The sequence below is a fragment of the Jatrophihabitans sp. genome, from assembly GCF_046262535.1.
GTDB lineage: Bacteria > Actinomycetota > Actinomycetes > Mycobacteriales > Jatrophihabitantaceae > Jatrophihabitans.
Window position 1 is genome coordinate 1 of record NZ_JBHEMO010000031.1, and the last position, 24,942, is coordinate 24,942.

The window sequence follows — 24,942 nt, forward strand, 5'->3', positions numbered from 1 at the left end:
TGCCCACGCATGTTGATCCTGACCGAGGCATCCCACTCGTCCGCGGACATGGTGACGAACATTCGGTCACGGACGGCGCCCGCGTTGTTCACGAGCGTGTCGAGGCGTCCGAAGGTGTCGAGGGCGGTGCGGACGAGCGCGGCCGCGGCGTCCCAGTCGGCGACGTCGTCGTAGCTTGCGACGGCCTCACCGCCGGCCTGGCGGATGCGGTCGACGATCTCCTGCGCCGGCGTGGCGTCCGCGCCGCTGCCGTCGAGCGCGCCGCCGACGTCGTTGACGACCACGCGAGCGCCCTGGCGGGCGAACTCGAGCGCGTGCTCCGCGCCGATGCCTCGGCCGGCACCGGTGACGATGACCACCCGACCGTCGCAGATACCCGTCATGGCACCCGCTCCTCCCGAAAACGAGAACGTGTTCTACCGGGACAGCTTGGCAGACGGCCGGAGGGGCGACTCGGTAGGGTCGGTCCGAGTGAAGCAGAACGAGGCGGGCGACGTGACGCCGCAGACTGTCACCCCGAACAGCATGCGCGCCGTGCTCGGCACGTTCAGCAGCGGCATCGTCGTCGTCTCGGCCATGGCCGACCGGCCGATCGGCTTCACCTGCCAGGCGTTTACGTCACTCTCACTCGAGCCGCCGCTGATCAGCTTCAGTCCGGCGCGGACCTCGACCACCTGGCCGCAGATCCGCTCGCTCGGCCGGTTCTGCATCAACGTGCTGGCCCACGACCAGGCGCAGCTCAGCGAGCAATTCGCGCAACCGGGCATCGACCGGTTCGCCGGTGTCGACTGGTCGCCCAGTCCGATGGGATCACCGGTGATCGCCGGCGTCTCGGCCTGGATCGACTGCGAGCTCGCCGACGAGCACGAGGGCGGCGACCACACGATCGTCGTCGGCGCGGTACGAGCGCTCCACTCCGACCCGCAGCGGCATCCGCTGATCTTCTACCGGGGTCACTACGCGCCCAGCGAGCATTGGCAGGCCTGGCCGCTCATCCCTTGATCAGCTGGACCCGCTCTTGCGGCGGAAGGTGCGCTTGCCGCCTACGGCGCCGCGCTCGTCGTGCACCTTGGGGTCGTTCTGCGACGCCGACTCGTGCGGATGCTGCTTGCTCCGCTTGCGTTCCAGAGCCTCGCGGAACTTGTCCTTGGCGGCGTCGCCCGAGCTGCTCTTCTCCGAAGCCATGGGCTCAGCTTGTCATGACCTCTCGATAACGACGACCGGGATGTTGCGATCGGTCTTCTTCTGGTAGTTCGAGTAGTCCGGCCAGACCTCGATCATGTGCTGCCACATGGCCGGTTTCTCGGCCGGAGTGGCCGTCCGGGCCGTCGCCTTGAACTTCTCGCACTTGATCTGGACGACGACCTCGGGGTTCTCCCGCAGGTTCAGGTACCACTCCGGCGGCGTCGGGCTGCCGCCCTTGGAGGCGACGACGAGATAGGCGTTGTTTTCCCACTCACGGAAGATCAACGGCTGGATCCGCTCCTCGCCGGACTTCCGTCCGGTGGTGTGGAGTAGCAGGATCGTGGTGTCGTTGCGCCAGATGTAACCCTCTTTGCCGTCGGTCTCCTGGTAACGCTCGACGTGTTCCTTGCCGTACAGCACCTGCGCCATAAGTATCGGGTCCTCTCGTGGGGTGACATCTGCTGAATACCCGTCCGCGATCGGTCATTCCCGCGGGGTCCAGCGGCCGAGCACGTGACGATGCCGGGTGGCGGCACCGATCAGGCGCCGGCGTACGCCGGTCGCGGCTCAGCGGCGGCGGACGTAGGGGCGGCCGTCAAGGTGGCGCTAGTCGCGGCTGCTGCGGCGATGAGCGGGACGAACGCCGCCGCGAGCAGGACGGCGTTGTCGGATTCGGAGAGCACCTGGCTCACCGCGATCGATACGAATGCGGCCACCGGCGTCCACCATCCGACCAGCCCGGCCCGGGCAAGCCCCGCGAACAGCAGCACCAACGCCAGGGTGCCGAGCAGGAGCGGGGCGACGAGCATCCAGAACAGGGCCCCGTCATGCTTCAGGGAGCGCATCAGGGCAACCATCGCGGCCGGGTCGTGGCGCCGGCCGAGTTGGATGGTGACGAGGTTCATCAAGCCGGCCCCGAAGTAGCCGAACACCCCGGCGAGGCACAGCCAGGCGCCGATCCCCGTCAACACCCGGCCGCGGTCGCGGACGGCTGTCCAGATCTCGATCAATGCCGGGACGAGCAGCAACCATCCGATTGTCTCGACGACGGTGGCCGCCAACCAGGCACCGCTATGGGCGCCGGCCGCCGCGAGCTGCTGCCGTTGGGTGCCTTCGGAGTGCGCGGGCCACAGGAAGTGCGAGGCGGCCGTGCTCGCCGCCGGTCGGTCGAACGTCGAGATCGGCCGGGCGCTGTTCCTGTCCGAGGCGACCGTCAAGACGCACGTGACGCGGGTTCTCGCCAAGTTGCAGCTGCGCGATCGCGTGCAGGCCGTGGTGACGGCCTACGAGACCGGCCTCGTCCGACCCGGTGTTCGTCCGCCCCCGGAATAGCCTGTCCGGAAGCGGGGTTCTCCACGCAGTTGCACTCGCAACCATCTTGAAGGAGTGGTTTCCATGGCTGCCGTGACGGCCGACACGCTGGTTCTGCCTCGAGTCAAGAACGCCGGTCTCGGGGACACCGAGCGTCCCGTACTTGCGATCTCCACCGGGCCGACCGGCTACGAAGGGGAGGGCTTCCCGGTCCGCCGGACGATGGCCGGCGTCCCCTACAAGTACCTCGACCCGTTCATCATGATGGACCAGATGGGTGAGGTGGACTACGCCGCCGGGGAGCCCAAGGGCACCAACTGGCACCCCCACCGTGGATTCGAGACCGTCACCTACCTGATCGACGGTGAGTTCATCCACCAGGACACCCACGGTGGCGGTGGCGTCATCCGCGAAGGATCCACCCAATGGATGACCGCGGGCGCCGGGCTGCTGCACATCGAGACCCCGCCGGAGAAGCTCGTCGAGGCCGGCGGTCTGTTCAACGGATTCCAGCTCTGGGTGAACCTGCCGGCCAAGGACAAGTTCTTGAAGCCGGCCTACCAGCCCGTCGAGGCGTCCGATCTGCTGCTGTTGGCCAGTGCCGACGGCGGTGCACTGCTGCGCGTGATCGCCGGCGAGGTCGACGGCTACGTCGGCCCCGGCTCGACGCACACGCCGATCACCCTGCTGCACGCCTCCATCGCTCCCGGGGCGCAGCTCTCCCTGCCGTGGCAGCCGACCTACAACGCGCTCGCCTACGTCTATGCCGGATCCGGCACGGTCGGAGCGAAGCGCGAGCCGATCTCGGCGGGCCAGCTGGCCGTCTTCGGTGCGGGTGACCGCATCACGCTGAGCGCCGACGCCAAGCACGACAGCCGCACGAGCTCGCTCGAGGTCATCCTGCTCGGCGGCGAGCCGATCAACGAGCCGATGGTGCACTACGGCCCGTTCGTGATGAACACCCGCGACGAGCTGCAGACCGCGCTGGAGGACTACCAGGCCGGCCGCCTCGGCATCATCCCGCCGGACGCGATCATGCCCCACGTGTACAGCGGCAGCTGAGGCCCCCGCGTCCTTCCCAACTTGTCCGTGCTTCCCCACGCTATGACGTGGGGAAGCACGGACAACTCGCGTAAACGGCGTTCGCTCTCGGCGTACGCGCGCTGGAACATCTGTTTCGGTCTCGGACTTGAGTCAGTAACGCTCAAGAATCGAGGCATTCATGTCCGACGTCCTTACCCTTCCGATCCTGTCGCTGCCCGACCTGGTCGTCCTGCCCGGCATGGTCGTGCCGGTCGAGCTCGACAGCGACGCCCGCGCCGTCATCGACGCCGCGCGGGCCGGCTCGGACGGCCAGCTGCTGCTGGCCCCCCGCCTGGCCGACCGCTACCCGGTCTACGGCGTCGTCGCCGAGATCGAGCAGGTCGGCCGGCTGCCCGGTGGTGAACAGGCGGCCGTGCTGCGCGCCGGCCGTCGTGCCCGACTCGGCTCGGGCGTTCCCGGCCCCGGCGCCGCCCTGTGGGTCGAGGCCGAGCCCGTCGAGGACCAGCCGGTCACTGACGCCGTCCGCGACCTGGCCGACGTCTACAAGCAGGTCGTCATCGCGATCCTTCAGCGCCGCAACGCGTGGCAGGTCATCGACTCCGTCCAGAAGATCAGCGACCCGTCCGAACTGGCCGACCTGGCCGGCTACGCCCCCTATCTGTCCAACGAGCAGAAGCGCGAGTTGCTCGAGACGCCCGACGTCACCGCGCGACTCGCCCTCGTCTCGGAATGGGCCCGCGAACACCTGGCCGAGCTCGAGGTCAGCGAGAAGATCCGCGACGACGTCCGCGAGGGCATGGACAAGCGCCAGCGCGAGTTCCTGCTCCGCGAGCAGCTCGCCGCCATCCGCAAGGAACTGGGCGAGGATGAACCGGACGGCGCCGACGACTACCGCACCCGCGTCGAAGCGGCTGACCTGCCCGACAAGGTCCGCGAGGCCGCGCTGCGTGAGGTCGGCAAGCTCGAGCGGTCCAGTGACCAGAGCCCCGAGGCCGGGTGGATCCGCACGTGGCTCGACACCGTCCTCGACCTCCCGTGGTCCGAGCGCACGACCGACGTCACTGACGTCGTCGCGGCGCGTGCGGTGTTGGACGCCGACCACCACGGGCTCGACGACGTGAAGGACCGGATCACCGAGTACCTGGCGGTGCGCGCGCGGCGCGCCGAGCGCGGCATGGAGGTCGTCGGCGGACGTGGCTCCGGCGCCGTCCTCGCGCTCGTCGGCCCGCCCGGCGTCGGTAAGACGTCGCTCGGCGAATCCGTCGCGCGGGCGCTCGGTCGCAAGTTCGTCCGCGTCGCCCTCGGCGGTGTGCCCGACGAGGCCGAGATCCGTGGCCACCGGCGCACCTACGTCGGCGCGCTGCCCGGCCGCATCGTCCGCGCGATCACCGAGGCCGGTTCGATGAATCCGGTCGTGCTGCTCGACGAGATCGACAAGGTCGGCTCGGACTTCCGCGGTGACCCGGCGGCCGCCCTGCTCGAGGTGCTCGACCCGGCGCAGAACCACACGTTCCGCGACCACTACCTCGAGGTCGACCTCGACCTGTCCGACGTGCTGTTCCTCGCCACGGCCAACGTCGCCGACACGATCCCGCCGGCACTCTACGACCGGATGGAGGTCGTCACGCTCGACGGCTACACCGAGGAGGACAAGGTCTCGATCGCGCGGACCCACTTGCTGCCCCGGCAGCTGACCCGCGCCGCGCTGGACGAGAACGAAGTCACCGTGAGCGACGGTGCGCTGCGCCGGATCGCCGGCGAGTACACCCGTGAGGCCGGCGTCCGTCAGCTCGAGCGCTCCCTCGCCCGGGTGCTGCGCAAGGTCGCGACGAAGCTCGCGACCGAACCCGGCCCGATCGCGGTGGACGAGGACAACCTGGGCGACTTCCTCGGCCGCCCACGGTTCTTGCCCGAGTCCGCCGAGCGGACGTCCGTGCCCGGTGTCGCGACCGGCCTGGCCGTCACCGGTGTCGGCGGCGACGTCCTCTTCATCGAGGCGACAGCGATGGCGGGCGAGTCGCGGCTGACCCTGACCGGTCAGCTCGGTGACGTGATGAAGGAGTCCGCGCACATCGCGCTGAGCTACCTGCGCTCGCACGGCGATCAGCACGGTCTGGACGCCGCCGCCTTCGACCGCGTCGTGCACTTGCACGTCCCCGCAGGCGCCGTGCCGAAGGACGGCCCGTCGGCCGGCGTCACGATGGTGACCGCGCTGGCGTCACTGGCCACCGGGCGCCCGGTGCGCTCGGACGTCGGCATGACCGGCGAGGTCACCCTGAACGGACGGGTGCTGCCGATCGGTGGCGTGAAGCAGAAGCTCCTCGCCGCCCAGCGGGCCGGGTTGAAGACGGTGTTCATCCCGCTGCGCAACGAGCCCGACCTGGACGACGTCCCGGCCGAAGTGCTCAAAGAGCTCGACGTCCGGCCCGTGGGCGACGTGGCCGAGATCCTCGCCTACGCGCTCGAGCCGGCCGTCGAACTACAGAAGGAGACCGCCGCCTAAGTTCTCCCGCTCCCTCCCGAGTTGTCCGCGCTCTACCGGCCCATATGCCGAGGAAGCGCGGACAAGTCGGCGTTCTTGCCCGGTCAGTGACCTATTGTGATCGAGCCTGAAGAGGGAGCGGCGCGGTGATCGAGTGTGCGGTCTGTGGAACCGAGAACGCCGCCGGTAAGAAGTTCTGCCGGCGCTGCGGTGCCGCGATCGCCCGCGCCTGCCCCTCGTGTTCCTCTCCGGTCGAACCGGACTCGGCCTTCTGCGGCGAGTGCGGTGGCGCTGTCGGCGGCAGCCCACCTGCGGCGCACGCCGGTCCGAGCAGTGTGCCGGTGGCCGAACGGCGGGTGTGCTCGGTGCTGTTCGCCGACCTGGTCGGCTTCACGCCGCTGTCGGAGACACGCGACCCTGAGCAGGTCCGGGAACTGCTGTCGGAGTATTTCGCCGCCGCCCGCACCGTCATCGCCCGCTACGGCGGAACCGTCGAGAAGTTCATCGGTGACGCCGTGATGGCGGTCTGGGGCACGCCCACCGCTACCGAGGGCGACGCCGAACGCGCGGTGCGCGCGGCGCTTGAGGTCGTCGCCGCAGTTGGCGAACTTGGCCACCGGATCGGCGCTACCGGGCTGGCGGCTCGCGCGGGTGTCGTCACGGGTGAGGTCGCCGTCACGCTCGGTGCGACCGGCGAGGGCATGGTCGCGGGCGACGCGGTCAATACCGCGGCGCGGGTGCAGTCGGCGGCCCAGCCCGGCACCGTCCTCGTCGACGACGCCACCCAGCGGCTGGCCGAGGCGTCGGTCGGCTTCGACGACGCCGGCGACCATGTCCTGAAGGGCAAGGCGGAGCCGGCTCGACTGTGGCGCGCGATCCGTGTGTTGTCCGGGGTGGGTGGCTCGCAGCGTGTGGACGGCCTCGAGGCGCCTTTCGTCGGCCGCGACGCCGAGCTGCGCACGGTCAAGGAGTTGCTGCACGCGAGCGCCGAGCGGCGCACGCCGCGGCTCGTGCTGGTGTCCGGACCGGCCGGCGTCGGCAAGTCGCGCATGGGTTGGGAGTTCCGCAAGTACGTGGATGGGCTGGCCGAGACGATCTTCTGGCACCAGGGCCGGTGCCTCTCCTATGGCGAGGGCGTCGCGTTCTGGGCGCTCGCCGAGATCGTGCGGCAGCGCTTCGGCATAGCGGAGGAAGACGCGGCCGACATCGCCGGCGGCAAGCTCGTGCAGCGCCTGCCGGAGTTCGTCCCGGACGAGGCCGAGCAGGCCTACGTCGGCCCGCGCGTCGCCCGCCTGCTCGGGGTGAGCTACCCCAGCGGCACGGACGCGACGCTGACCCGCGAAGAGCTGTTCGCCGGGTGGCGGCTGTTCTTCGAGCGGCTCGCCGACGTCAGCCCGGTCACCCTGTTGATCGAGGATGCGCAGCATGCGGACCCATCCCTGCTCGACTTCCTCGATCACCTCGTCGACTGGGCCCGTACCTCGCCGATCTATGTCCTCGTGTTCGCCAGGCCCGAACTCGACGAACATCGGCCCGGCTGGGCGTCGGGCCGCAACCGCACCGCGCTGACCCTCGATCCGCTCGACGAACGCTCCATGGACACGCTCGTCGACGCGCTCGTGCCGGGCATGCCCGCGACCGCTGTTGCCGCCATCGCCGCGCAGGCGCAGGGCAATCCGTTGTTCGCGGTCGAGACGGTGCGGTCGTTGATCGACCGCGACGCCGTCATCCCGGTCGAGGGTGTCTACCGACTGGTCGGCGACGTCGGCGAGCTGTCGGTCCCGGAGAGCCTGCACGCGCTGCTCGCCGCGCGGCTGGACGGGCTCGACCCGCAACTGCGCACCCTTGTGGCCGACGCCGCGGTGCTGGGCAGCAGCTTCCCCGCGGAGGCGCTCGTCGCCGTCTCCGGCCGCGACGCGGCTGCCGTCGAGGCCGGGCTCGCCGAACTGCTGCGCCGCGAGGTCTTCGACATCTCGGCCGATCCGCTGTCCCCGCAACGCGGGGACTATCACTTCAGCCAGAACCTGTTGCGCCAGGTCGCGTACGACACGCTTTCCCGGCGTGACCGGAAGGCGCGCCACCTCGCCGTGGCCGCGCACCTGCGCAACACCTTCGCCAATGAGGGTGAGGAGATTTCCGAAGTCATCGCGCGCCACTACCTCGACGCGCTCGATGCGGTGCCAGACGACGCGGACGCCCCGGCAATCCGCGCTGACGCGATTGCCGCATTGCTGCGGGCTGCCGAACGTGCTGAACGTTCGGGTGCGCCGGCGCGGGCCAGCGAGGTCTACGCCGAAGCAGCTGAACTTGGCGAGCAATCCGAGCACGATGTCCTGGCCGCCGCTGGCTGGTGGGAGCGGGCCGCTGAGACGGTGGGCCGCGGCGCCGACTTCGACGCAGCGATCGCTTACGCAGGTCGGGCTCGCGCCATTTACGCCGCGAACGGCGAGACGCGCGCCGTGGCCCATGCGGATGTCTTGGCCGGCCGTTCGCTGCGTCGCTCCGGACGGCACGGCGAGGCCAAGCAGCGCCTCGACGAGGCACTCGCGGTGCTGCGCGTCGATCCGGATCACGACACCGTCCGAGCGATGACCGAACTCGCGTCCTTGGAGACTTTCCGCGGTGGAGCGCATAGTCACGTGATGGCGTCCGAGGCCCTGACCCTGGCCCAAGCGCTCGACGTGCCCAATGCAGTGCTCCTCGAAAACTTCATCACCCGTGGGATCGCCGCCGAGGTCCTGAATCGGCACGCCGAGGCCGTCGCCGACTTCGAGTACGCCGCCCGGCTCGCGGAACGAATCGGCGAGAGTGACCGGTGGGCGATCGCGATGTTGAACCTCGCCAACGCCTTGCGCACCAGCGATCCCGCCGCTTCCGGGGTGGCGGCGCGCGCGGCCGTCGACCGCGCCCGGCAGTTGGGGAATCGGTACGACCTGAGCGCCGCGGTCTCCAACCTGGCGGTCGCACTCCTGCTGACGGGTGACTGGGACGAGGCGGAACGGGTGCTCGGCCACTCCGCGGAGTCGGATGGCCTCGAGCCCGGTTCCGTCGAGTTTGCCTACACGGCGATGTACCGCATCGTGTTGCCGGCGCTGCGGGGCGATCGCGACGCGATGTACGACTCCACTGCGGACATCGACGGCGCGCGGACCAGCGAGGATCTGCAGGACTTCTCAATCGCGCTGGTCGTCGACGCGTTCCAAGCCGTCGGGCGGGGAGACGCGCGCGCAGCGCTGGATCGCGCGCAGGCGGTGCTGGCCACCGCCGAAAAATTGGGAATCGCGAGCGAGTCTGTGGGCTGGGCATGGCCGATCGCGGTTCGAAGTGCTTTCGCGATCAATGACGCAGCCACCGTGGACCAGTTGCTCGCGCACCTCGACGGATATCCGGTCGGACACGTTCCACCGCTTCTGCGTGCCGAGCGGAGCCTGGCGCGGGCGAAGCGGCGTGCCGCGGCCGGCGATCCCGATGCCGATGACGCGCTCGCGGCGGCCATCAGCGAGCTGCGCGCGGTCGGCAGCCCGTACCACCTCGCGCACGGGCTGGCCGATCGCGCGGACTACTTGATCGCGCAGGACCGGGTCGACGAAGCTGACGAGGTGCGCGCCGAAGTCCGCTCCATCGGTGAGTGGCTCCGGGCGCCGGGGCTGCTCACTCGGGCCGAGCCGGCGATTAACGCCGTCGCGGGGGAACGCGCGTGATCGAGTGCGCGAATTGCGGCGCGGAGAACGCGCCAGGTAAGAAGTTCTGCATCGCCTGCGGCGCCGCGATCTCGCGCACCTGCCCCACATGCGCGTCACCGGTCGAACCGCACGCGGCGTTCTGCGGCGAATGCGGCACTGCGCGTGACCGCGGCGGCAGCGCTGCGGCGGTCCGGGCGGCACACCGACGGCCGCCAGCGAGTCATGGCCGCGGGCTTCCTCAACCGCTACGCGGAGGCGGCGGGGGACATGGAGCATGGCGCCCGGTTGGCTGAGCGAGCCGGCGACACCGCGTCGTGGAACCGAGCCATGTCGAATCTGGCCTCGATCCTCGTGACTATTGACGCCTCAGCCGCAGCGGCCGCCAGTCGGTCGGCGATCGACGGAGCGCGGCAACTGGGCAACCGCTTCCAGCTGGCGGTCGCTATACCGAACCTGGCCATGGCGCTGATGTTCTCCGGTGACTGGGTCGAAGCGGAGCGGGTCCTGGCAGAGGCAATAGAGGCAGACGGCTTCGACGACGACTCGCTGATCTCGGGCTACGTCGCCATGGCGGCAGCCGCGCTAGCCTGTCTGCGGGGAGACCGAGCGGCCATCGACGCGACGCACTCCGCGTTCACCGACATGCGGGCCAGCGAGGACCCGCAGGACCTGGCCGCGGCTGCGTTCGTGGATGCGCTCCAGGCCGCCGGCCGGGGTCGCCAGGAGGACGTCCTTCGCCACGTCCGCTCCATCCTCGGGTATGCCTCGGCCCTGGGCATCGCGAGCGAATACCCGAACTGGGCGTGGCCGCTCGGGGTGCGCGCCGCCTTCGAACTGGGCGACGACGCGGCGGTCGAGGAGTTGCTCGTGCTGCTGGACGGCTACCCCTCCGGCCACATCCCGCCGCTGCTGCGGGCCGAGCGCGCGCTGGCCCGTGCCCGGCAACGCGTCGCCGCCAGGCAGTCCGATGCCGACACCGCACTCGAGGCCGCGGTCGCCGAACTACGTGCCGTGGCGAGTCCGTATCACCTCGCGCATGCATTGCTCGACCAGGCCGAGTACCTCGCCGGCGCCGGCCGGTCGGGCGAGGCCGAGATCTCCGTTCCGGCCTGAGGCGCGGCGTCAGCGGGTAGCGCCGCCGGGCTTGAGGCGCCCGGCCGGCAGCTCGGGGGCGGGCAACCGGAAGCCGTCGTAGCCGGCGACGTCGCCGAACCGCTCGCTGGCCATCCACTCCCTGCGTGCGGCCGCGATCTCGTCGTTGCTGCGCCCGACGAAGTTCCACCACATGACGATCTGCTCCTCGAACGGCGCCCCGCCGAGCAGCAGCACGCGGGCGCCGTCGGTCGAGGCCAGCCGCAGGCCGCGGCGGGCGCAGCCGAGGTAGATCATCGCCCCGGGCGTCAGGGCCGCGCCGTCCACGTCGACCGAGCCGGACATCACCAGTACGGCGTGCTCGAAGTCGGGCTCGAGCGGCAGCAACAGATCCGATCCGGCATCCAGTGCCACGTCGATGCCGACGGACGGGGAGTAGGTCTTCGCCGGCGAACGCTCGCCGACGAGCGAGCCGAGGATCACGGTCGCGGTGGCGCCACGATCCCGAAGGACGGGCAGCGCCGTCTCGTGCTGCCACGCGGGCGCGACGCCGCGCGCCGCGTCAGGCAGCGCCACCCAGAGCTGGACGCCGTGCAACAACGCCGGATGCGGCACCGGGGATTGCTCCGCGTGGGTGATCGCCCGACCGGCGGTCATCAGCCCGAGCTGCCCCGGACGGATCACCTGGTCGCTGCCGAGGCTGTCGCGATGGTGGACCTCGCCGTCCAGCAGCCAGCTCACGGTCTGCAAGCCGATGTGCGGATGCGGCGGCACCTGCATCCCGTCGCCCGTCGCGATGTCGTCAGGACCGTAGTGGTCGACGAAGCACCAGGGCCCGACCAGGCGGCGGCCGAGATTGGGCAGCAACCGGCGGACGACGGTCGATTCGCCGAGCGCCACTTCCTTTCCGGCGTACACCTGGTGCACGGGCCGGGGGGCCACTTCGGTCAGCCCGCCGCACGAGCTCAACGCCGGCGTCCGGTCGAGATTGCTCACGCAACCAACCTACGCCCGGCGCCGAGCAGGTGGCGCGGACCTGCGCATGCGAAGCTGCCCACCATGACCGACCAGCCGGTACGCGACCTGGGAGAGATGCGCGCCGTCCGAGGCGAGCAGGTCGGGCTGTGGCGCACCCTCGGTTACCGGCTTGACAGCTGGGCGGCCGGCCGGTCCGTCGTGTCGTGGGACGCCACCGCGGACTACGGCTTCGCGACAGGCGGCGGCTACGTCGTGCAGGGCGGTCTGGTCACCGCCCTGCTCGATGCGGCGATGGGTGGGGCGTGCTGGACGGTGCTCACCGCGCAGGCATTCTTGACCGCCGACCTGCGGGTGGAGTTCCTGCGCAGCGCACCGGCGGGTCGGCTGATCGCCACAGGCTGGGTCGTGCGCGCGACACCGCGAGTGGTGTTCTGCGCCGGCGACCTGCACGACGACGCCGGGACACTGCTAGCCAGTAGCCGGTGCACGCAGGTCGTGCTGCCGGCCGAGCACCGGGGGCAGCGGGCCACCGGGGCGAGTTCGGTCGACGGCGCCGGCGATCAGTCGGCGCCGGCGCCCGGATCCTGATCGGTGTCGACGTCGTCGACCGGCTCGGGAGCGGGGAGGTCGGCCGGCGAGGTGTCCGGACCCGCCCGTCCGGTGTCGGTGCCGGTGCCGGTGTCGGTGTCGGTGTCGGCGTCGGTCGGCAGATGCTCGCGCATCGGGTCGCCGTGCGGCCGCAGATCAGGCGTTTCGTTGGTCATGCAGGTGGGCCTACCCAGGCGGGTGCTCGCGTTCCCGGCTCGCCTGAGCGCGGCCCTCGAGGCGTCATCCCGATCGCGGCCACTGCCGCGACGACGGTGACGGAGGCGAGGGCCCACCACGCGTGCCGGAAAGCCGTGTGCGCGGCCGCGAAGTCGGCCGGCGTTCCGAGGACGGCCACGATCAGGCTGACGCCGATGGCCGTCCCGATCTGGCGGTTCATGCTGATCACGCCGCTGCCCGTGGCCGCTTCGGCCGGCGGCAGGTCGCTCGTGGCCGCCGACAGGATGCTGGGCAGCGCCAGGCCGACGCCGACGCCGCCGACCAGCCAGCCGGGCAGCAGGGCCGACGCGTACGCCGGGTCGCGGCCGACGCTCGCCGCGATCATCAGGGAACCGCCGCCCAGCGCCAGACAACCCGCAGCGACCACCACGCCGATCGGCACCCGGGCGGCCAATCGGTGAGCGAGGGCGGCGACGACCGGAACCATCATCGGCCCGGGGGCGACAGCCAGTCCGGTCCGGATGGGCGAGTAGTGCCAGACCTGCTGCAGATAGAGGACGACGGACAGCAGCGCGGCGGCGAAGGCGATCGCGAACAGCAGGGCGGTGGCGTTCGACCAGGCGAAGGCCCGCACGCGCAGCAACGCCGGTGACACGACCGGCGAGGGATGCTGCCGCGATCGGCCGACGAACAGCAGGAACGAGACGACGGCGATCAGCCACGTGATCTCGGTCCGGCCTGCGCCCCAACCCCAGTCCGGTCCCTTGACCAGGCCGAGGGACAGCACGCCCACACTGACGGCGAGCAGCGCCGCGCCGAGCAGGTCGGGCAGCGTCGTCACCGACTCGTCGCGGGAGCGCGGCGCCCAGCGCAGCGCGCCGCCGATGGCGACGATGCCCACAGGCACGTTGACCAGGAAGACCCACCGCCAGTCGGCGTCGACGAGCAGGCCACCGAACACCGGGCCGAGAGCCGCAGCGACCGCGCCGGATGCCGCCCAGATCTTCACCGAGCGAGCCCGGTGCTCAGGCGCGGATGAGGCGAGGACGAGCCCGAGGCTGGCCGGCGTCAGCAGCGCCGCCCCGACGGCCTGGACAGCGCGGAAGGCGACAAGCGTCCAAATCCCGTCGCTGGCGGCACAGGCCGCGCTCGCGGCGGTGAACACGGCCAGACCCAGCACGAAGCCGGTGCGGCGGCCGTACCGGTCGGCCAGTCGTCCGGCCGGAACGAGCAGGGCGGCGAACACCACCGCGTAGGCGTTGAGCACCCACGACAGCGCCGACAGTGACGTCCCGGGGAAGTCGGCGCCGATCGAGTCGAACGCGACGTTGACGATGAACACGTCCAGCGAGGCCATGAAGGCCGCGACCGAGAGCACAGCGAGCACGAGCCCGGCTCGGGGCGGCTGACTTGGCTTGACCATAGCCAAGACCGTACGGGCTGACTTTGGTCAACACAAGCTAGTATGACAAGCATGAGCCAGGACACAGTCATGCTCGAGGGTGCGCTCGCCGATCGCAGCGCCTGGACGGCGGAGCGGTGCACGATCGACGCCGCGCTCTCGGTGGTGAGCACCCGGTCGGCGATGCTCATCCTGCGCGAGGCCTTCTACGGAACCCGCCGCTTCGACGACTTCGTCGAGCGGGTCGGCGTCACCGAGGCGGTGGCCGCGGCGCGGCTACGCGAGTTGACCGACGCCGGGGTGCTGCGCCGCGTGCCCTACCAGCAGCCCGGGCAGCGCACTCGGCACGAGTACCGGCTCACGCAGATGGGGTCCGACCTCTTCCCGGCGTTGCTCGCCCTGGCCAGGTGGGGCGACGAGTACCTCACCGGCGAGGCCGGGCCGCCGCTGCAGTGGCTGCACCACGATTGCGGCGCCGCCGTGAGCGCCACTGTCACCTGCGCGGCGGGCCACGAGGTGCCTATCGGCGAGCTCATGGTGCGCGGCCGGAGACGACCGTCGAGTCGTTGACCGGGCCGGCGACCGGGAACTGCACCCGCAGGTCGGGCGGCGCGAGCTGCCCCCACATCCATGCGAGCAGCTTCGGTACTGCAGGTCGCCACCGGTAGAAGTTGTGGCCTGATCCCGGCTCGCGGACGAAGCTCACCCGCTCCGCAGTGCGGACGGCCGCGATGAAGGCGCGGGCGCCCTTGTCGTACTTCGATCCGCCGGTGCCGGCCAGGACCCACACCGCCGGCACGGGGCCGACACCTGGTCGCAACCTCCCAGCGAGCAGCAGCGGGTTGTTGTCCGCCTCGGCCTGTGCTTGGAAATGCAGGGCAGCCGCGGCCGGCCCGTCTGTCGGTCGGAAGTACCCGTCGATCACACCGGTGGCGCCGAACGAACGTCGGTGGCGCAGGGCGAGGTTCGCCGCGCAGTAGCCACCGGACGAGAAGCCGGCGATGCCCCACTCGGCCGGCACGGCCGAGACCCGGAAACGGGTGCGGACATCCTTCGGCACGTCGTGGCTGATGTAGGTGTCATCGAGCGCATCTCGGGCGTCCACACATTCCTCGAACTTGTTGCCGGCGTCGAACGCCGGCATGACGAGCACCATCGGGCCGAGCACACGCTCAGACATCAGCTTGTCCATGATCTCGGCGGTGTGCAGTTGCACTTCCCAGTTGCCGGGGTTGCCCGGGGAGCCGTGCAGCAACTCGACCACGGGGAACCGCGTGTGGGCGTAGCGCGGCTCGAAGTACTGCGGCGGCAGGTACACGAGGCCGGTTCGCGAGATGCCGCTCGCCGAGCCGGCCAGCGCGATGCTCTCCAGGCGTCCCTTGGTCGTCGATCGGACCGCCACCGGGACCGGCGCGTTCGCCGGTGCGAACTTCGAGTAGCTGCCGGAGAGGTCCGCCGACAGCTGCGACCACGTCTGGTAGTAGCCGTAGTAGATGTTGACGACCAGGATCCCGGACACGGCGGACAGGACGACGGCGAGCACGCCGGCGGCGATCTTGACCGCGAGCGGCCGGTACCGGATGGCGGCCGCGATCGAACCGCCCGCTAGCAACAGCAGCAGGACGACCAGGACGGTCGAATCCGGTTCCACGTGAGGCTCCTCATTGGGTTCTTTTGGCGGTGGTGTCCTCGGCTAGGACGGGGCGCGCTCCCACAGCCACGGCAACAGCCGCCGCAGCGAGCCGCGCCAGATCGTCCAGCCGTGCTTGCCCGGGTGCACGGAGGCGTGTGTGGGCAGACCTGCGGGCGCGGCGGCCGCGACGATCGCCGCCTGGTCGCGCCGGACCTCGGTGTCGGAGGCCCCGCATTCGAACCAGCCGCGCAGCGTCGGGTAGCGATGGTGTTGCAGCAGCCATATGACGTCGTGTTCTCGTTGTGCTTTCAGGTCGGTGCCGAAGAGTTGGCGGACCGAGGCCGCCACCGACGCTCCTTCGACTCTCGGGCGGGAGAGCCCCGACATGTCGCCGAAGTCGGAATAGGTCGTGGGGTGCCGTAGCGCGAGCATCGCGGCGCACAAGCCGCCCTCGGACACTCCGGCGAGCCACCAGCGGGTCCGGCCGACTGCTGCCCGGAACGCCGTGCGGACGTAGGTCACGACGTCGCTGGTCAGATAGGCCTCTACGTCAGCGCCGGCCGCGGTGCGGATGCATTCCGAATCAGCCCGCCAAGATCCGTTGATGTCCGGCATCACGATGATCGGTGCGCGCCCGCCGTGCCCGGCCGCGAAGGAATCGGCTGCGGCGAGCAGCTGACCGCGGATCGCCCAGTCGCTCGGGGCTCCCGGCGTGCCGTGCAGTATCTCCAGCGCGGGCAGTGGGCGGCTTGGGTGGTCGAGGTAGGCCGGCGGCAGATAGACGTACGCCGGACGGGCGTGGAAGCCGCTGACGCCGGCGATGGCCCGAACGACGACGCGGCCTATGGGCTCCCCGGCTGCGGCGGTCGACCGTTGAACGCCGGAGGCGGCCGGGCTGCTCGAGCACGCGGCCAGCAGCACACCAGTGGCCACCACAGCAGCCACTCGCCTCATCGGCCCGGATCGCCACGCCCGCGTTGCGCGGTGCCCGGTCACTTGTTGCGAAAGACCGCGCGCCGCAGGCCACCGGGACAGTACGCGGCCGCCACGGCCGCCAGCGCGAAAGGCCGGTGTCGCGCAGCGGGGACTGCCAGCCAGCGGGGCTCCCAGCGCGGGTTGAACTTCTGCTTGTACGCGCGCAGGCTGCGCGATGGGTAGACGCGGTCGGCCATGGCGCCGTGGTCGCGCGGCACGCTGGCCAGGCTGGCCTCGGCCAAGCCGGCATCCCGATACGTCTCGACGACGGTGGCCAGCAAGCAGTCCATCGCCGGGTTGGGCGCGTCCATCCTCCGTCGCATGACGTCGACGACCCGGCCCTGCCCGGCCAGGTAGTGCCGCCAGGTGCACCAGGCCTGAACCCTGCCGGCCCCGTCGACGATGACCCACAGGTCCGTCTCGCGGTCCTGCAGCTGGCCGGCGACCTCATCGTGCCGGGAGAGGGTGAAGCCCAGCTCTCCGCCTCGTTTTGTGCGGAGCCATTCGCTCGAGATCTCCTGGATCTGGCCGTCCTGCCACGGGGCGTAGGGCAGCACCGCGAGACCGGCCCGCCGGGCCGACGTCGTCGAGTGCCGCAGGTTGGCCCGCTTCGAGCCGGCCAGTGTGAACGTCGGCAGGTCGATCACGGCTTCGTCGGCAATCGCGCTGACGTCGAACCCGCGTCGGCAGAAGGGCGTCTCGTCGCTGACCGCGAGGAACGCCGGACGCAGCCGGCGGGCGGCGAGGACATCGAGGTACTCCGACAGGGCGAGATCCTCCGCGCCCGTCGGCGCGATGACGTCACCCGGCGTGACGGCCCAGCGGCGCACCCGGGCGTACCCGCTCGCGCCCGCCCCGCCCAGCAGCTCGACCACCTCGACGTCCGGGTTGGCGATGAACGGCGCCACCCCGGTCCGGCCGTACCGCTCGGCCAACCGCGCATAACGGGCCGTGTCCCGCTGGGGTCCGGCGGGAGCGGCGCGGTCGAGGCGCGCTGCGGTGGTGTGAAGCTCGAGTGTCAACGATCGCCTTCTCATTCGAACCGTGTCTGTACCGGTTCAAGCGTCGCGGTTGATCATGTAGCGAAGATGTAGATCACGGCGGCCCCACAGCCGCGGTCTGTCACCGTGTGTCGCAGGGCGTCGAGGCCAAACCTTCACGTGCCGCCCGCTCGGCGCGACGGCTCGTGTCCAACGTCCCGAGCGCAATTCAACGGAGCTCCAATCGTTGGGACGTGGCGAGCTTGAGACTGCTGGGCAGACCGCTCCTGGTCATGCTGGGCTTGGTGGCCGTCGTATTGCCCGTGCTTGGGGTCCTCGCGTGGCAGCGTTGCCGCGGGCCGCGCTTGGTCCGCTCGATGCAGCGTTTGGGCATCGTGCTCGCTTGCCAGTTCGCTGCGTTGCTGTTCATCGGCGCCGGAGTAAACGACTACGGCTACTTCTTCACGTCCTGGGCCGAGTTGAGGGGGATCGCCGGGCAGGCGCTGTCGCCGGGCAGTCAACAATTCCGGGTGCATGCCCGCAGTGCCGCGATCGGCGTGGCTCCCGCGTCCGCGGGCACGGTCAAAGTTCTTGGTGACGCCGGATCGACGGCCGCGAGGCGATGGCCCACGCACGGCCGCGTGGTGTCGGTGACGATCGTCGGCGCCGCTTCCGGCTTGCGTTCACACGCGTTCGTGTACCTGCCACCGCAATATTTCCAGCGGGCCTACGCGCACTACCGTTTTCCGGCCGCCGAGGTCATGACCGGCTACCCGGGCGACGACGTCGCGCTGGTACGCCGGCTGCGATACCCGGACTTGCAGGCGCGGCTCGTACGTCAGCATCGCGCTCGGCCGATGGTGCTGGTGCTGCTGCGCCCCACCATCACGTTCCCCCGCGACACCGAATGCACCGACGTGCCCAACGGCCCGCAGACGCTGACCTTCTTCGCCGCCGACCTGCCAGCGGAAATTGCTCAGGCCTATCGCGTCCGGTCGGTCGGCTGGGGTGCTGTCGGGGACTCAACGGGCGGTTATTGCGCGGCCAAGATCACGATGACGCATCCGCTCGTCTTTCGCGCGGGCGCGGCCCTGTCCGGCTACTACTTCGCGGCGCACAATCCAACCACCGGAGATCTGTGGAACGGATCGGTCGTCGTCCGGCATCTCAATGATCTCAAGTGGCGACTGACTCATATGCCGGCGCCGCCAGTGTCGTTGCTCATCACGACATCAGTCACCGAGGGCGGCGCTGACGGTTACAGTGAGGCGCAGGCGTTCTACCGCCTGGTCCGGCCGCCGATGAAGGTCCAGATGCTGGTCGCGAGCCAGGGCGGTCACAATTTCGTGACGTGGCGCCGGGTTCTGCCCGCGGCCATGGCCTGGTTGTCCGGCCGCCTAGCGGGAGCACCGTGACACTCACAGGTCCCGCCCTCGCGATCATGGTCACCGTAGCGACCATCGCCGCCATGGTCGGTGCCTTCCTCGGCTGGTCCCGCGTCCCGGGTTCAGTGTGGATGCGGCACGGGTTGCGGCTCCTGCTTCTGGTCGGCAATCAACTCGCGGCGGTCCTGCTTGTGGGCGTTATCGCCAACGACGCGGGCAACTTCTACTCGTCCTGGTCAGATCTGTTCGGCAGTGGCGGTTCCGGAGCGCTGGCGAGGTCGCACGTGCGGACCCAAGCGACGCCGCGGGCAGGAGTGTTGACTTCCAACGACACCGGTTTCGCCGCCCGCGGTCAATGGCCTCTTCGAGGTCGTTTGGTGTCGATCACCGTGTCCGGTCGGGTGTCGCAGCTCCGCGCGGTCGCCTTCGTCTATCTGCCGCCCCAGTACTTTCAACCGCGCTATGCCAAGACGAGCTTCCCAGCGATCGAGCTGCTCACCGGCTACGGCCACCCCGTCAGCCAACTCGCCGGGCGGGGTGCCGCCCCGGACGTCCTACTGCGCCTGATCCGCCGCGGAGCGGTGCCGCCCGCCGTCCTGGTGATCACGAGCGCCGCACCTGGCGTAGGACGTGACACAGAATGCGTCGACGTCCCGGCCGGACCCCAAGCGGCGACGTTCCTGGGAGTCGACATTCCCCTCGCGATCTCGCACACCTACCGTGTCGCTACGGTCGGCTGGGGGATCGGGGGCATCGGCGAGGGCGGCTACTGCGCGGCAAAGCTGGCGATGCTGCAGTCCGACGTGTTCTACTCCGGCGCCTCGATCGCGGGGTATTACACCCCGCTGCGCACTGCGGCCACCGGCGACCTGTGGGCAGGATCGGCCGTGCAACGCCGCCTCGACGACCTGACATGGCGGCTGAGGCACCTGCCGGCGCCGCCAGCCCGATTGCTGGTGCTGCAGTCTCCTGGTGTCACCAGCGATCAAGCCTTCGCCGCCCTCGCCCGTCCACCCATGCAGGTGATCGTGCAGGACACCGCGCAGCCTGGTGACCCAGCTCGTAACGACTTGCCTGCCGCCCTCAGCTGGCTGAGCAGGCACCTCCCGGGACCGCCGTGACCAAGCCACCGTGAGCGATGCGCGGATCGTTGCGGTTACGTGCTCGTCCGTGATGAGCAGGACGCCGACCGCGTCACCGTGGCCAGCGGAGAACTACCTGCGCGCCGCCGCCTACCCGGTTCGCCGCGACCGCCGTACCGCCGTGGCGGCCCATGATCGACTGGACGATCGCCAGGCCGAGTCCGCTGCCTTCCCACTTGGTGCTTGCCCCGTCGGCGCGGGCGCGGGATCCGTCCGCGCGGGTGAAGCGGTTGAACGCGATCGGCAGGAACTCCGGAGGGAAGCCCGGACCCTCGTCGGCGACCGCTACCTCGGTGCACTGTGGGTCCCGGCGAATCGTCAGGGTGATGGTGCTGCCGGCCGGCGCATAGCGGATCGCGTTGAGCAGCAGGTTGTCGACCGCGCGACGAATCCACTCCGGCCGCCCACTCGCGAACACCGGGGCCTCGCCGGCCACGATGATCGTCACCTCCCGCGCCCACTCCGTAGCCGACGCTGCGCGAACCGCGTCGGCGACGGCGTCGGACAGGTCGAAGCTGTCGGACACCGGCTGGCCGGCGTCGTCCTCGGCCGACAGGAACAGCAGGTCCTCGGTCAGCCGGACGAGGCGATTGGTCTCCTCCGCGACCACGTCGACCGTTCGGGACAGCTCATCCACGCTGCGCCCGGGGCGGCGGGCCAGCTCGAGCTCGCCCTTCAAGACCGTCAACGGCGTCCGCAGCTCGTGACCGGCGTCGGCCACCAGCGCCTGCTCGCGGGCCACGAGCGCGTGCACCCGGCTGAGCAGCCGGTTGAAGGTGTGGCCGAGCCGGGCGATCTCGTCGTGCGAGTCGGGCACCCGCAGACCGGCGCCGGCATTGCGGGCATCGAGGTCGGCGGCCTGCAGTCGCATGCGTTCGACCGGCAGCAACGCCGCACGCGTCAGCAGCCAGGAGCCGGTGGCGCCGAGCACGAAGACGACCAGGTCCAGGATCTCCAACTCGCGGCGGGCACTGGTCACTGCGCGGTCGAGTACCTCCCGGCTGTTGGCGACCGCGACGATGACCGGCGATCGGCCGACGCGTTCGGCGAAGATGCGCATCGGTTCCGGCCCCGAGTCGGTCGGCACCGTGAGCCTGACGGTGGCATCGAAGACCAGCGCGTGTTTCGCCGCTGCCCGCGCCTGGTTCGACGTTAGCAGCGGCGATTGGGCGAGGGCGCGCGAGCTGCCGAGGATCTGACCTCGCGTCGTGAGCAGTTGATCGAAGCTTCCGCCCCGGCTGGTGAACAAGCCGCGCTGGCGGGCCCAGGCGCGCGGATCGATCGGTGGGTTCGGGCCGATGACACCGGCCAACGTGTCGGCGTGGGTGGCCGCGGTAGAGGTGAGGCTCTGCTCCAGACCTCCTTCGAGGTGGCTGATGAACAGGACGCTGCCGCCGATCAGGATCGCCAGTGTCACGGCACTGAAGATCAGCGCCAGGCGCGAGCGGATCGTCACGTCGGCAGCGACAGCGGTTGGGCGCGGAGACGGTAGCCGGCGCCGCGGATCGTCTCCAGCTGCTGGACGCCGAAGGGCCGGTCGATCTTTCGCCGAAGCGATGCGACGTGCTGGTCGACGACATTGCTGACGCCGTCGTAGGCGAAGTCCCACACGTGCTCGAGGATGACCGGGCGGCTCAGGACCTCGTCGAGGCGGCGGAGGAACAGCTCGAGCAGGGCGAACTCCTTGCCCGACAGGTCGAGCGACACCTTGCCGCGCCAGGCCTGCCGGGTGCTGGGATCGAGGCCGAGGTCACCTGCGGCGAGGACAGCCGGTCGGGCGGTGCTGCCGCGCCGCACCAGGGCGCGCAAGCGGGCGGACAGCTCGGCGAAGCTGAACGGCTTGGCCAGGTAGTCGTCGGCTCCGCTGTCGAGGCCGGAAACGCGGTCCTCGATGCCGGAGCGGGCCGTCAACATGAGCACGGGTGCCCACCGGCCGGCTTCGCGGAGGCGCCGGCACACCTCCAACCCGTCGATGCCGGGCAGCATCAGATCGAGCACCACGCTGTCGTACTCGACCTCGCTCGCCCGCCAGAGCGCATCGAAGCCGTCACTGGCGACGTCGACGGAGTACCCGTCCTCGGTCAGCCCACGCCGCAGCATGCTGGCCATGCGGGCGTCGTCCTCGACCACCAGTACGCGCACGCGGGCACTGTAGGCGCCACCCGATGAGCGACTACTGTGCCGCTCGCCGGATTACTTCAGCTCGGCGGACGTCTTGTTCAGCAGGCGGCGGGCGACGATCAGCTGCTGGATCTGCTGGGTGCCCTCGAAGATGTCGAGGATCTTCGAGTCGCGTCCCCACTTCTCCAGCAGCGAGTTCTCGCTGTAGCCGAGAGCCCCGGCCAGCTCGACGCAACGCAGGGTGATGTCGACTCCGGCGCGGCCGGCCTTCGCCTTGGCCATCGAGGCCTGCAGCGAGTTCGGCTTGTTGTTGTCGGCCATCCAGGTCGCTTCCATCGTCAGCAGGTAGGCGGCCTCCCAGTCGGCCTCCATCTGGAGGTAGGCCGCGGCGGCCGCCTGCTGTGCGTACGCCGGCTTGTCGTAGTCGACGGTGACGCCGGCCTGCTTGAGCAGGTCCTCCATCTCGTCCAGGGCGGCGCGCGCACACCCGACGGCCATGCCGGCGACGAGCGGACGGGTGTTGTCGAAGGTCTGCATGACGCCGGCGAAGCCCTGCTCGTCCTCGACCTCGGCCGACCCGAGGAGGTTCTGCTTCGGCACGCGGCAGTCGGTGAACCGGATCGTCGCGGTGTCGGACGCGCGGATGCCGAGCTTGTGCTCGAGCCGCTCGACCTCCATCCCCGGCGTCCCCTTCTCGACGACGAAGGACTTGATCGCGGCCCGTCCCTTCGACCGGTCGATGGACGCCCACACGACGACCGCGTCGCAGCGGCCGCCGGCCGTCACGAAGATCTTCTCGCCGTTGATCACGTAGGAGTCGCCGTCGAGCACGGCGGTCGCGGTGACGGCGGCGGAGTCCGACCCGAAGCCCGGTTCGGTGATCGCCATCGAGGCCCACAACTTGTCGAAGCGGGCCAGCTGTTCGTCGTTGGCGACCGATGCGATGGCGGCGTTGCCGAGTCCCTGCCGCGGCATGGACAGCACCATGGCCACGTCGCCCCAGCACGCCTCCATGATCGACAGCACGCCGGACATGTTGCTGCCGTTGGCGTTGCCGCCGTCACCGGTCTTGCGACGGACCCCGCGCGCGCCGGTGTTGGTCTCACCGGAGGCGTTCATGCCGTCGATCAGCGAGGCGAGCATGTCGAGTTCCTTGGGGTACTCGTGCTCGGCGCGGTCGTACTTGCGCGAGATGGGGCGGAAGATCTCGGTCGACACCTGGTGCGCCTGGTTGACGACCATGTCGAACTTCTTCGGCATCTCCAGATTGATACTCATACGAGTACGACTCCTTCCATGACGCCCGCCGCGCGGAGGTCCCGGTACCAGCGCTCGACCGGGTGCTCCTTGACGTAGCCGTGACCACCGAGCAGCTGCACGCCGTTGCTGCCGATCTGCATGCCGTACTCACTGGTCAGCCGGCGGGCGAGGCCGGCCTCGCGGGCGAACGGCTTGCCCTGCTCGGCCCGGCTCGCGGCGCGCAATGTGACCAGCCGCGCGCCCTCGAGCTCGATGCCGATGTTGGCGACCATGAACGCCACCGCCTGACGGTGGCTGATCGGCTCGCCGAACGCCTTGCGCTCGTTGACGTAGGGGATCACGTAGTCGAGCACGGCCTTCCCGGTGCCGCACGCGAGCGCGGCCCAGCCGATCCGGGCGAGCCGGATGCAGTCGGCGTAGACGTCCGCCGCTGCGTCGCCGAGGAGGGCGCCGGCCGGCAGCGCCACGTCGTCGAGCACGAGCCGTCCCGTGGACGCGGCCCGCAGGCCCATCGCCGGTTCGCCCTCGATCTGCACGCCGGCCGTCCCCGACTCGACGAGGAACAGTGCCGGTGCGCCCTCGAGGTTGGCGGCGACGATGAACAGCTCAGCCGTGGCCGCGCGCGGCACCAGCGACTTCACGCCGTTGAGTGTGTAGCCGCCGGGCGTGCGGCGCGCGGTGGTGTCGAGGGTGAACGGGTCGAACAGCGGGCGCGGTTCCAGCACGGCGAGCGCGGCGGCCGGCACGTCGTCCCCGACGAAGGACGGCAGGTAGGTCGCCTGCTGCGTTTGGTCGCCCCACAGCGTCAGCGCGTTGCTGACGGCGGCCGGGGCGAGACAGGCGACGGCGAGTCCCATGTCCCCGTGGGCCAGCGCCTCGGCGACGAGCGCGCCGGTGGTCGCCGAGCGCTCCGAGCCCATGCCGCCCAGTGTCTCGGGAACGCCCACCAGGGTCACTCCGAGCTCGGCGTTCACCCGCTTGAGCAGCTCCGGGGGAGCGGCCAGGTCGGCGTCGGCCTGCGCGGCGATCGGGCGCAGTTGTTCGGCGGCGAACTCGCGCGTCGCGTCCACGATCATCTTCTGCTCGTCGGTGGGCGTCAGGTCGAACAGGTCGCGGCCGGACGGGCGGCCCGGACGCTCGGGCTTGGTGCGCTTCTGCACGGCGGCGAAAGTCCGGTTGGCGACCCCCACGCCGCGGAAGCCCGCCTTGCTGCCCTCGTAGACGGCCCGCTCGATCGGCTTGCGCAGTTTGAGCTTGTCGATGACGGCGACGCCCGCGAGTCGGTTCAGCGCCGAGAGCCCGACGCCCATCGCGTCGCGTCCGCGCCGGTTGCGGCCTGCCATTGGCACTCCTGGAGGATCGGCAAAAGTCAGTGGTACAGCTAGTTCCAGATAAATCTACTCGGGAGTAGGGCTGAGGCAAGGGCGAGTGACCGACGCCCCAGGGAACGGGGTAGATCTACGATTCGTTGACCATCTGTAGCCGCACAAGCACAGACGCGGCC

The 24,942-nt window shown here is 70.2% G+C and carries 23 protein-coding genes and 3 pseudogenes; 12 read left to right on the forward strand and 14 right to left on the reverse strand.

The window, feature by feature from the left end:
- A partial coding sequence (locus ABR571_RS04750; RefSeq protein WP_409452040.1) for an SDR family NAD(P)-dependent oxidoreductase occupies window positions 1-383 on the reverse strand: 383 nt, incomplete at its 3' end.
- Window positions 384-471: 88 nt separating this feature from the next.
- Between ABR571_RS04750 and ABR571_RS04755 the strand changes: the two genes are divergently transcribed.
- Window positions 472-1,002, forward strand: coding sequence for a flavin reductase family protein (locus tag ABR571_RS04755; protein ID WP_409452041.1), 531 nt, complete (start codon window positions 472-474; stop codon window positions 1,000-1,002).
- Here the strand turns inward: ABR571_RS04755 and ABR571_RS04760 are convergent, their stop codons facing one another.
- The 3 genes from ABR571_RS04760 to ABR571_RS04770 all read right to left on the reverse strand — a co-directional run bounded on the left by ABR571_RS04760 (window position 1,003) and on the right by ABR571_RS04770 (window position 2,246).
- Complete coding sequence (locus ABR571_RS04760) at window positions 1,003-1,185, reverse strand: DUF5302 domain-containing protein (RefSeq protein ID WP_409452042.1); 183 nt, start codon at window positions 1,183-1,185, stop codon at window positions 1,003-1,005. It lies immediately after the preceding gene.
- 12 nt (window positions 1,186-1,197) lie between these two features.
- Window positions 1,198-1,614 carry a nitroreductase family deazaflavin-dependent oxidoreductase gene (locus ABR571_RS04765; RefSeq protein WP_409452043.1) on the reverse strand — a complete coding sequence of 139 codons (417 nt, stop codon included), beginning with the start codon at window positions 1,612-1,614 and terminating at the stop codon, window positions 1,198-1,200.
- Window positions 1,615-1,724: 110 nt separating this feature from the next.
- Window positions 1,725-2,246 (reverse strand): hypothetical protein, encoded by a 522-nt coding sequence (locus ABR571_RS04770; protein WP_409452044.1) that lies wholly within the window; start codon window positions 2,244-2,246, stop codon window positions 1,725-1,727.
- A gap of 91 nt (window positions 2,247-2,337) precedes the next feature.
- On the opposite strand from ABR571_RS04770, the pseudogene ABR571_RS04775 reads away from it, so the two are divergent.
- The 7 genes and pseudogenes from ABR571_RS04775 to ABR571_RS04805 all read left to right on the forward strand — a co-directional run.
- Window positions 2,338-2,517, forward strand: a pseudogene (locus ABR571_RS04775) (response regulator transcription factor); the annotation flags it as partial.
- A gap of 63 nt (window positions 2,518-2,580) precedes the next feature.
- Entirely contained in the window at window positions 2,581-3,558 is a 978-nt protein-coding gene (locus ABR571_RS04780) for a pirin family protein (RefSeq protein ID WP_409452045.1), read from the forward strand.
- Window positions 3,559-3,718: 160 nt separating this feature from the next.
- A complete protein-coding gene (gene lon, locus ABR571_RS04785) occupies window positions 3,719-6,043 on the forward strand; it encodes an endopeptidase La (RefSeq protein ID WP_409452046.1) in 2,325 nt (774 codons plus the stop codon).
- 125 nt (window positions 6,044-6,168) lie between these two features.
- Window positions 6,169-6,297, forward strand: a pseudogene (locus ABR571_RS04790) (double zinc ribbon domain-containing protein); the annotation flags it as partial.
- 66 nt (window positions 6,298-6,363) lie between these two features.
- Window positions 6,364-9,723, forward strand: a complete 3,360-nt coding sequence (locus tag ABR571_RS04795) for an adenylate/guanylate cyclase domain-containing protein (RefSeq protein WP_409452106.1) — start codon at window positions 6,364-6,366, stop codon at window positions 9,721-9,723.
- Window positions 9,720-9,848: pseudogene (locus ABR571_RS04800) on the forward strand (double zinc ribbon domain-containing protein); the annotation flags it as partial. The gene ABR571_RS04795 and the pseudogene ABR571_RS04800, both read left to right, overlap by 4 nt.
- Before the next feature lie 19 nt (window positions 9,849-9,867).
- A complete protein-coding gene (locus ABR571_RS04805) occupies window positions 9,868-10,818 on the forward strand; it encodes a hypothetical protein (protein WP_409452108.1) in 951 nt (316 codons plus the stop codon).
- A 9-nt stretch (window positions 10,819-10,827) separates the two neighbouring features.
- Here ABR571_RS04805 and ABR571_RS04810 read toward each other — a convergent pair whose 3' ends face one another.
- Window positions 10,828-11,793, reverse strand: coding sequence for a pirin family protein (locus ABR571_RS04810; protein WP_409452047.1), 966 nt, complete (start codon window positions 11,791-11,793; stop codon window positions 10,828-10,830).
- 63 nt (window positions 11,794-11,856) lie between these two features.
- Here ABR571_RS04810 and ABR571_RS04815 point away from each other — a divergent pair, with 63 nt between their 5' ends.
- Window positions 11,857-12,363 carry a PaaI family thioesterase gene (locus ABR571_RS04815; RefSeq protein WP_409452048.1) on the forward strand — a complete coding sequence of 169 codons (507 nt, stop codon included), beginning with the start codon at window positions 11,857-11,859 and terminating at the stop codon, window positions 12,361-12,363.
- Here ABR571_RS04815 and ABR571_RS04820 read toward each other — a convergent pair.
- Together ABR571_RS04820 and ABR571_RS04825 are read right to left on the reverse strand one after the other, a co-directional pair.
- Window positions 12,336-12,539 (reverse strand): hypothetical protein, encoded by a 204-nt coding sequence (locus ABR571_RS04820; protein WP_409452049.1) that lies wholly within the window; start codon window positions 12,537-12,539, stop codon window positions 12,336-12,338. The two genes, ABR571_RS04815 and ABR571_RS04820, sit on opposite strands and share 28 nt — an antisense overlap.
- On the reverse strand, window positions 12,536-13,963 hold the full coding sequence (locus ABR571_RS04825; RefSeq protein ID WP_409452050.1) for a DHA2 family efflux MFS transporter permease subunit: 1,428 nt from the start codon (window positions 13,961-13,963) through the stop codon (window positions 12,536-12,538). Before ABR571_RS04825 ends, ABR571_RS04820 begins: the two co-directional genes overlap by 4 nt.
- Window positions 13,964-14,014: 51 nt before the next feature.
- On the opposite strand from ABR571_RS04825, the gene ABR571_RS04830 reads away from it, so the two are divergent.
- Window positions 14,015-14,512, forward strand: a complete 498-nt coding sequence (locus ABR571_RS04830; protein ID WP_409452051.1) for a winged helix-turn-helix transcriptional regulator — start codon at window positions 14,015-14,017, stop codon at window positions 14,510-14,512.
- On the opposite strand, the gene ABR571_RS04835 is transcribed toward ABR571_RS04830, so the two are convergent.
- The 3 genes from ABR571_RS04835 to ABR571_RS04845 are packed head-to-tail and all read right to left on the reverse strand — an operon-like array spanning window position 14,475 to window position 17,572.
- Window positions 14,475-15,593 (reverse strand): alpha/beta hydrolase, encoded by a 1,119-nt coding sequence (locus ABR571_RS04835; protein ID WP_409452052.1) that lies wholly within the window; start codon window positions 15,591-15,593, stop codon window positions 14,475-14,477. The two genes, ABR571_RS04830 and ABR571_RS04835, sit on opposite strands and share 38 nt — an antisense overlap.
- Window positions 15,594-15,635: 42 nt before the next feature.
- Window positions 15,636-16,520 (reverse strand): alpha/beta hydrolase, encoded by an 885-nt coding sequence (locus ABR571_RS04840; RefSeq protein WP_409452053.1) that lies wholly within the window; start codon window positions 16,518-16,520, stop codon window positions 15,636-15,638.
- A 47-nt stretch (window positions 16,521-16,567) separates the two neighbouring features.
- Window positions 16,568-17,572: a phosphatidylglycerol lysyltransferase domain-containing protein gene (locus ABR571_RS04845; protein WP_409452054.1), complete on the reverse strand. Its 1,005-nt coding sequence runs from the start codon at window positions 17,570-17,572 to the stop codon at window positions 16,568-16,570.
- Between the two features lie 251 nt (window positions 17,573-17,823).
- Here ABR571_RS04845 and ABR571_RS04850 point away from each other — a divergent pair, with 251 nt between their 5' ends.
- Window positions 17,824-18,945, forward strand: coding sequence for an alpha/beta hydrolase (locus ABR571_RS04850; protein ID WP_409452055.1), 1,122 nt, complete (start codon window positions 17,824-17,826; stop codon window positions 18,943-18,945).
- Entirely contained in the window at window positions 18,942-20,036 is a 1,095-nt protein-coding gene (locus ABR571_RS04855) for an alpha/beta hydrolase-fold protein (RefSeq protein ID WP_409452056.1), read from the forward strand. Before ABR571_RS04850 ends, ABR571_RS04855 begins: the two co-directional genes overlap by 4 nt.
- Before the next feature lie 73 nt (window positions 20,037-20,109).
- On the opposite strand, the gene ABR571_RS04860 is transcribed toward ABR571_RS04855, so the two are convergent.
- Genes ABR571_RS04860 through ABR571_RS04875 form a run of 4 tightly spaced genes read right to left on the reverse strand, consistent with a single transcriptional unit; the run spans window position 20,110 to window position 24,781 of the window.
- Complete coding sequence (locus tag ABR571_RS04860) at window positions 20,110-21,513, reverse strand: ATP-binding protein (protein WP_409452057.1); 1,404 nt, start codon at window positions 21,511-21,513, stop codon at window positions 20,110-20,112.
- Window positions 21,510-22,199: a response regulator transcription factor gene (locus ABR571_RS04865; protein WP_409452058.1), complete on the reverse strand. Its 690-nt coding sequence runs from the start codon at window positions 22,197-22,199 to the stop codon at window positions 21,510-21,512. Before ABR571_RS04865 ends, ABR571_RS04860 begins: the two co-directional genes overlap by 4 nt.
- A 51-nt stretch (window positions 22,200-22,250) precedes the next feature.
- On the reverse strand, window positions 22,251-23,456 hold the full coding sequence (locus ABR571_RS04870; protein WP_409452059.1) for an acyl-CoA dehydrogenase family protein: 1,206 nt from the start codon (window positions 23,454-23,456) through the stop codon (window positions 22,251-22,253).
- Complete coding sequence (locus ABR571_RS04875) at window positions 23,453-24,781, reverse strand: acyl-CoA dehydrogenase family protein (RefSeq protein ID WP_409452060.1); 1,329 nt, start codon at window positions 24,779-24,781, stop codon at window positions 23,453-23,455. Before ABR571_RS04875 ends, ABR571_RS04870 begins: the two co-directional genes overlap by 4 nt.
- Window positions 24,782-24,942 lie beyond the last annotated feature (161 nt).

Excerpts from the sequence above, each read along its gene's own strand:
- ABR571_RS04760 (WP_409452042.1), bottom strand. The coding sequence starts at position 1,185 with ATGGCTTCGGAGAAGAGCAGCTCGGGCGACGCCGCCAAGGACAAGTTC.
- ABR571_RS04765 (WP_409452043.1), bottom strand. The coding sequence starts at position 1,614 with ATGGCGCAGGTGCTGTACGGCAAGGAACACGTCGAGCGTTACCAGGAG.
- ABR571_RS04780 (WP_409452045.1), top strand. The coding sequence starts at position 2,581 with ATGGCTGCCGTGACGGCCGACACGCTGGTTCTGCCTCGAGTCAAGAAC.
- lon (WP_409452046.1), top strand. The coding sequence starts at position 3,719 with ATGTCCGACGTCCTTACCCTTCCGATCCTGTCGCTGCCCGACCTGGTC.
- ABR571_RS04815 (WP_409452048.1), top strand. The coding sequence starts at position 11,857 with ATGACCGACCAGCCGGTACGCGACCTGGGAGAGATGCGCGCCGTCCGA.
- ABR571_RS04820 (WP_409452049.1), bottom strand. The coding sequence starts at position 12,539 with ATGACCAACGAAACGCCTGATCTGCGGCCGCACGGCGACCCGATGCGC.
- ABR571_RS04825 (WP_409452050.1), bottom strand. The coding sequence starts at position 13,963 with ATGGTCAAGCCAAGTCAGCCGCCCCGAGCCGGGCTCGTGCTCGCTGTG.
- ABR571_RS04830 (WP_409452051.1), top strand. The coding sequence starts at position 14,015 with ATGAGCCAGGACACAGTCATGCTCGAGGGTGCGCTCGCCGATCGCAGC.
- ABR571_RS04850 (WP_409452055.1), top strand. The coding sequence starts at position 17,824 with ATGCTGGGCTTGGTGGCCGTCGTATTGCCCGTGCTTGGGGTCCTCGCG.
- ABR571_RS04870 (WP_409452059.1), bottom strand. The coding sequence starts at position 23,456 with ATGAGTATCAATCTGGAGATGCCGAAGAAGTTCGACATGGTCGTCAAC.
- ABR571_RS04875 (WP_409452060.1), bottom strand. The coding sequence starts at position 24,781 with ATGGCAGGCCGCAACCGGCGCGGACGCGACGCGATGGGCGTCGGGCTC.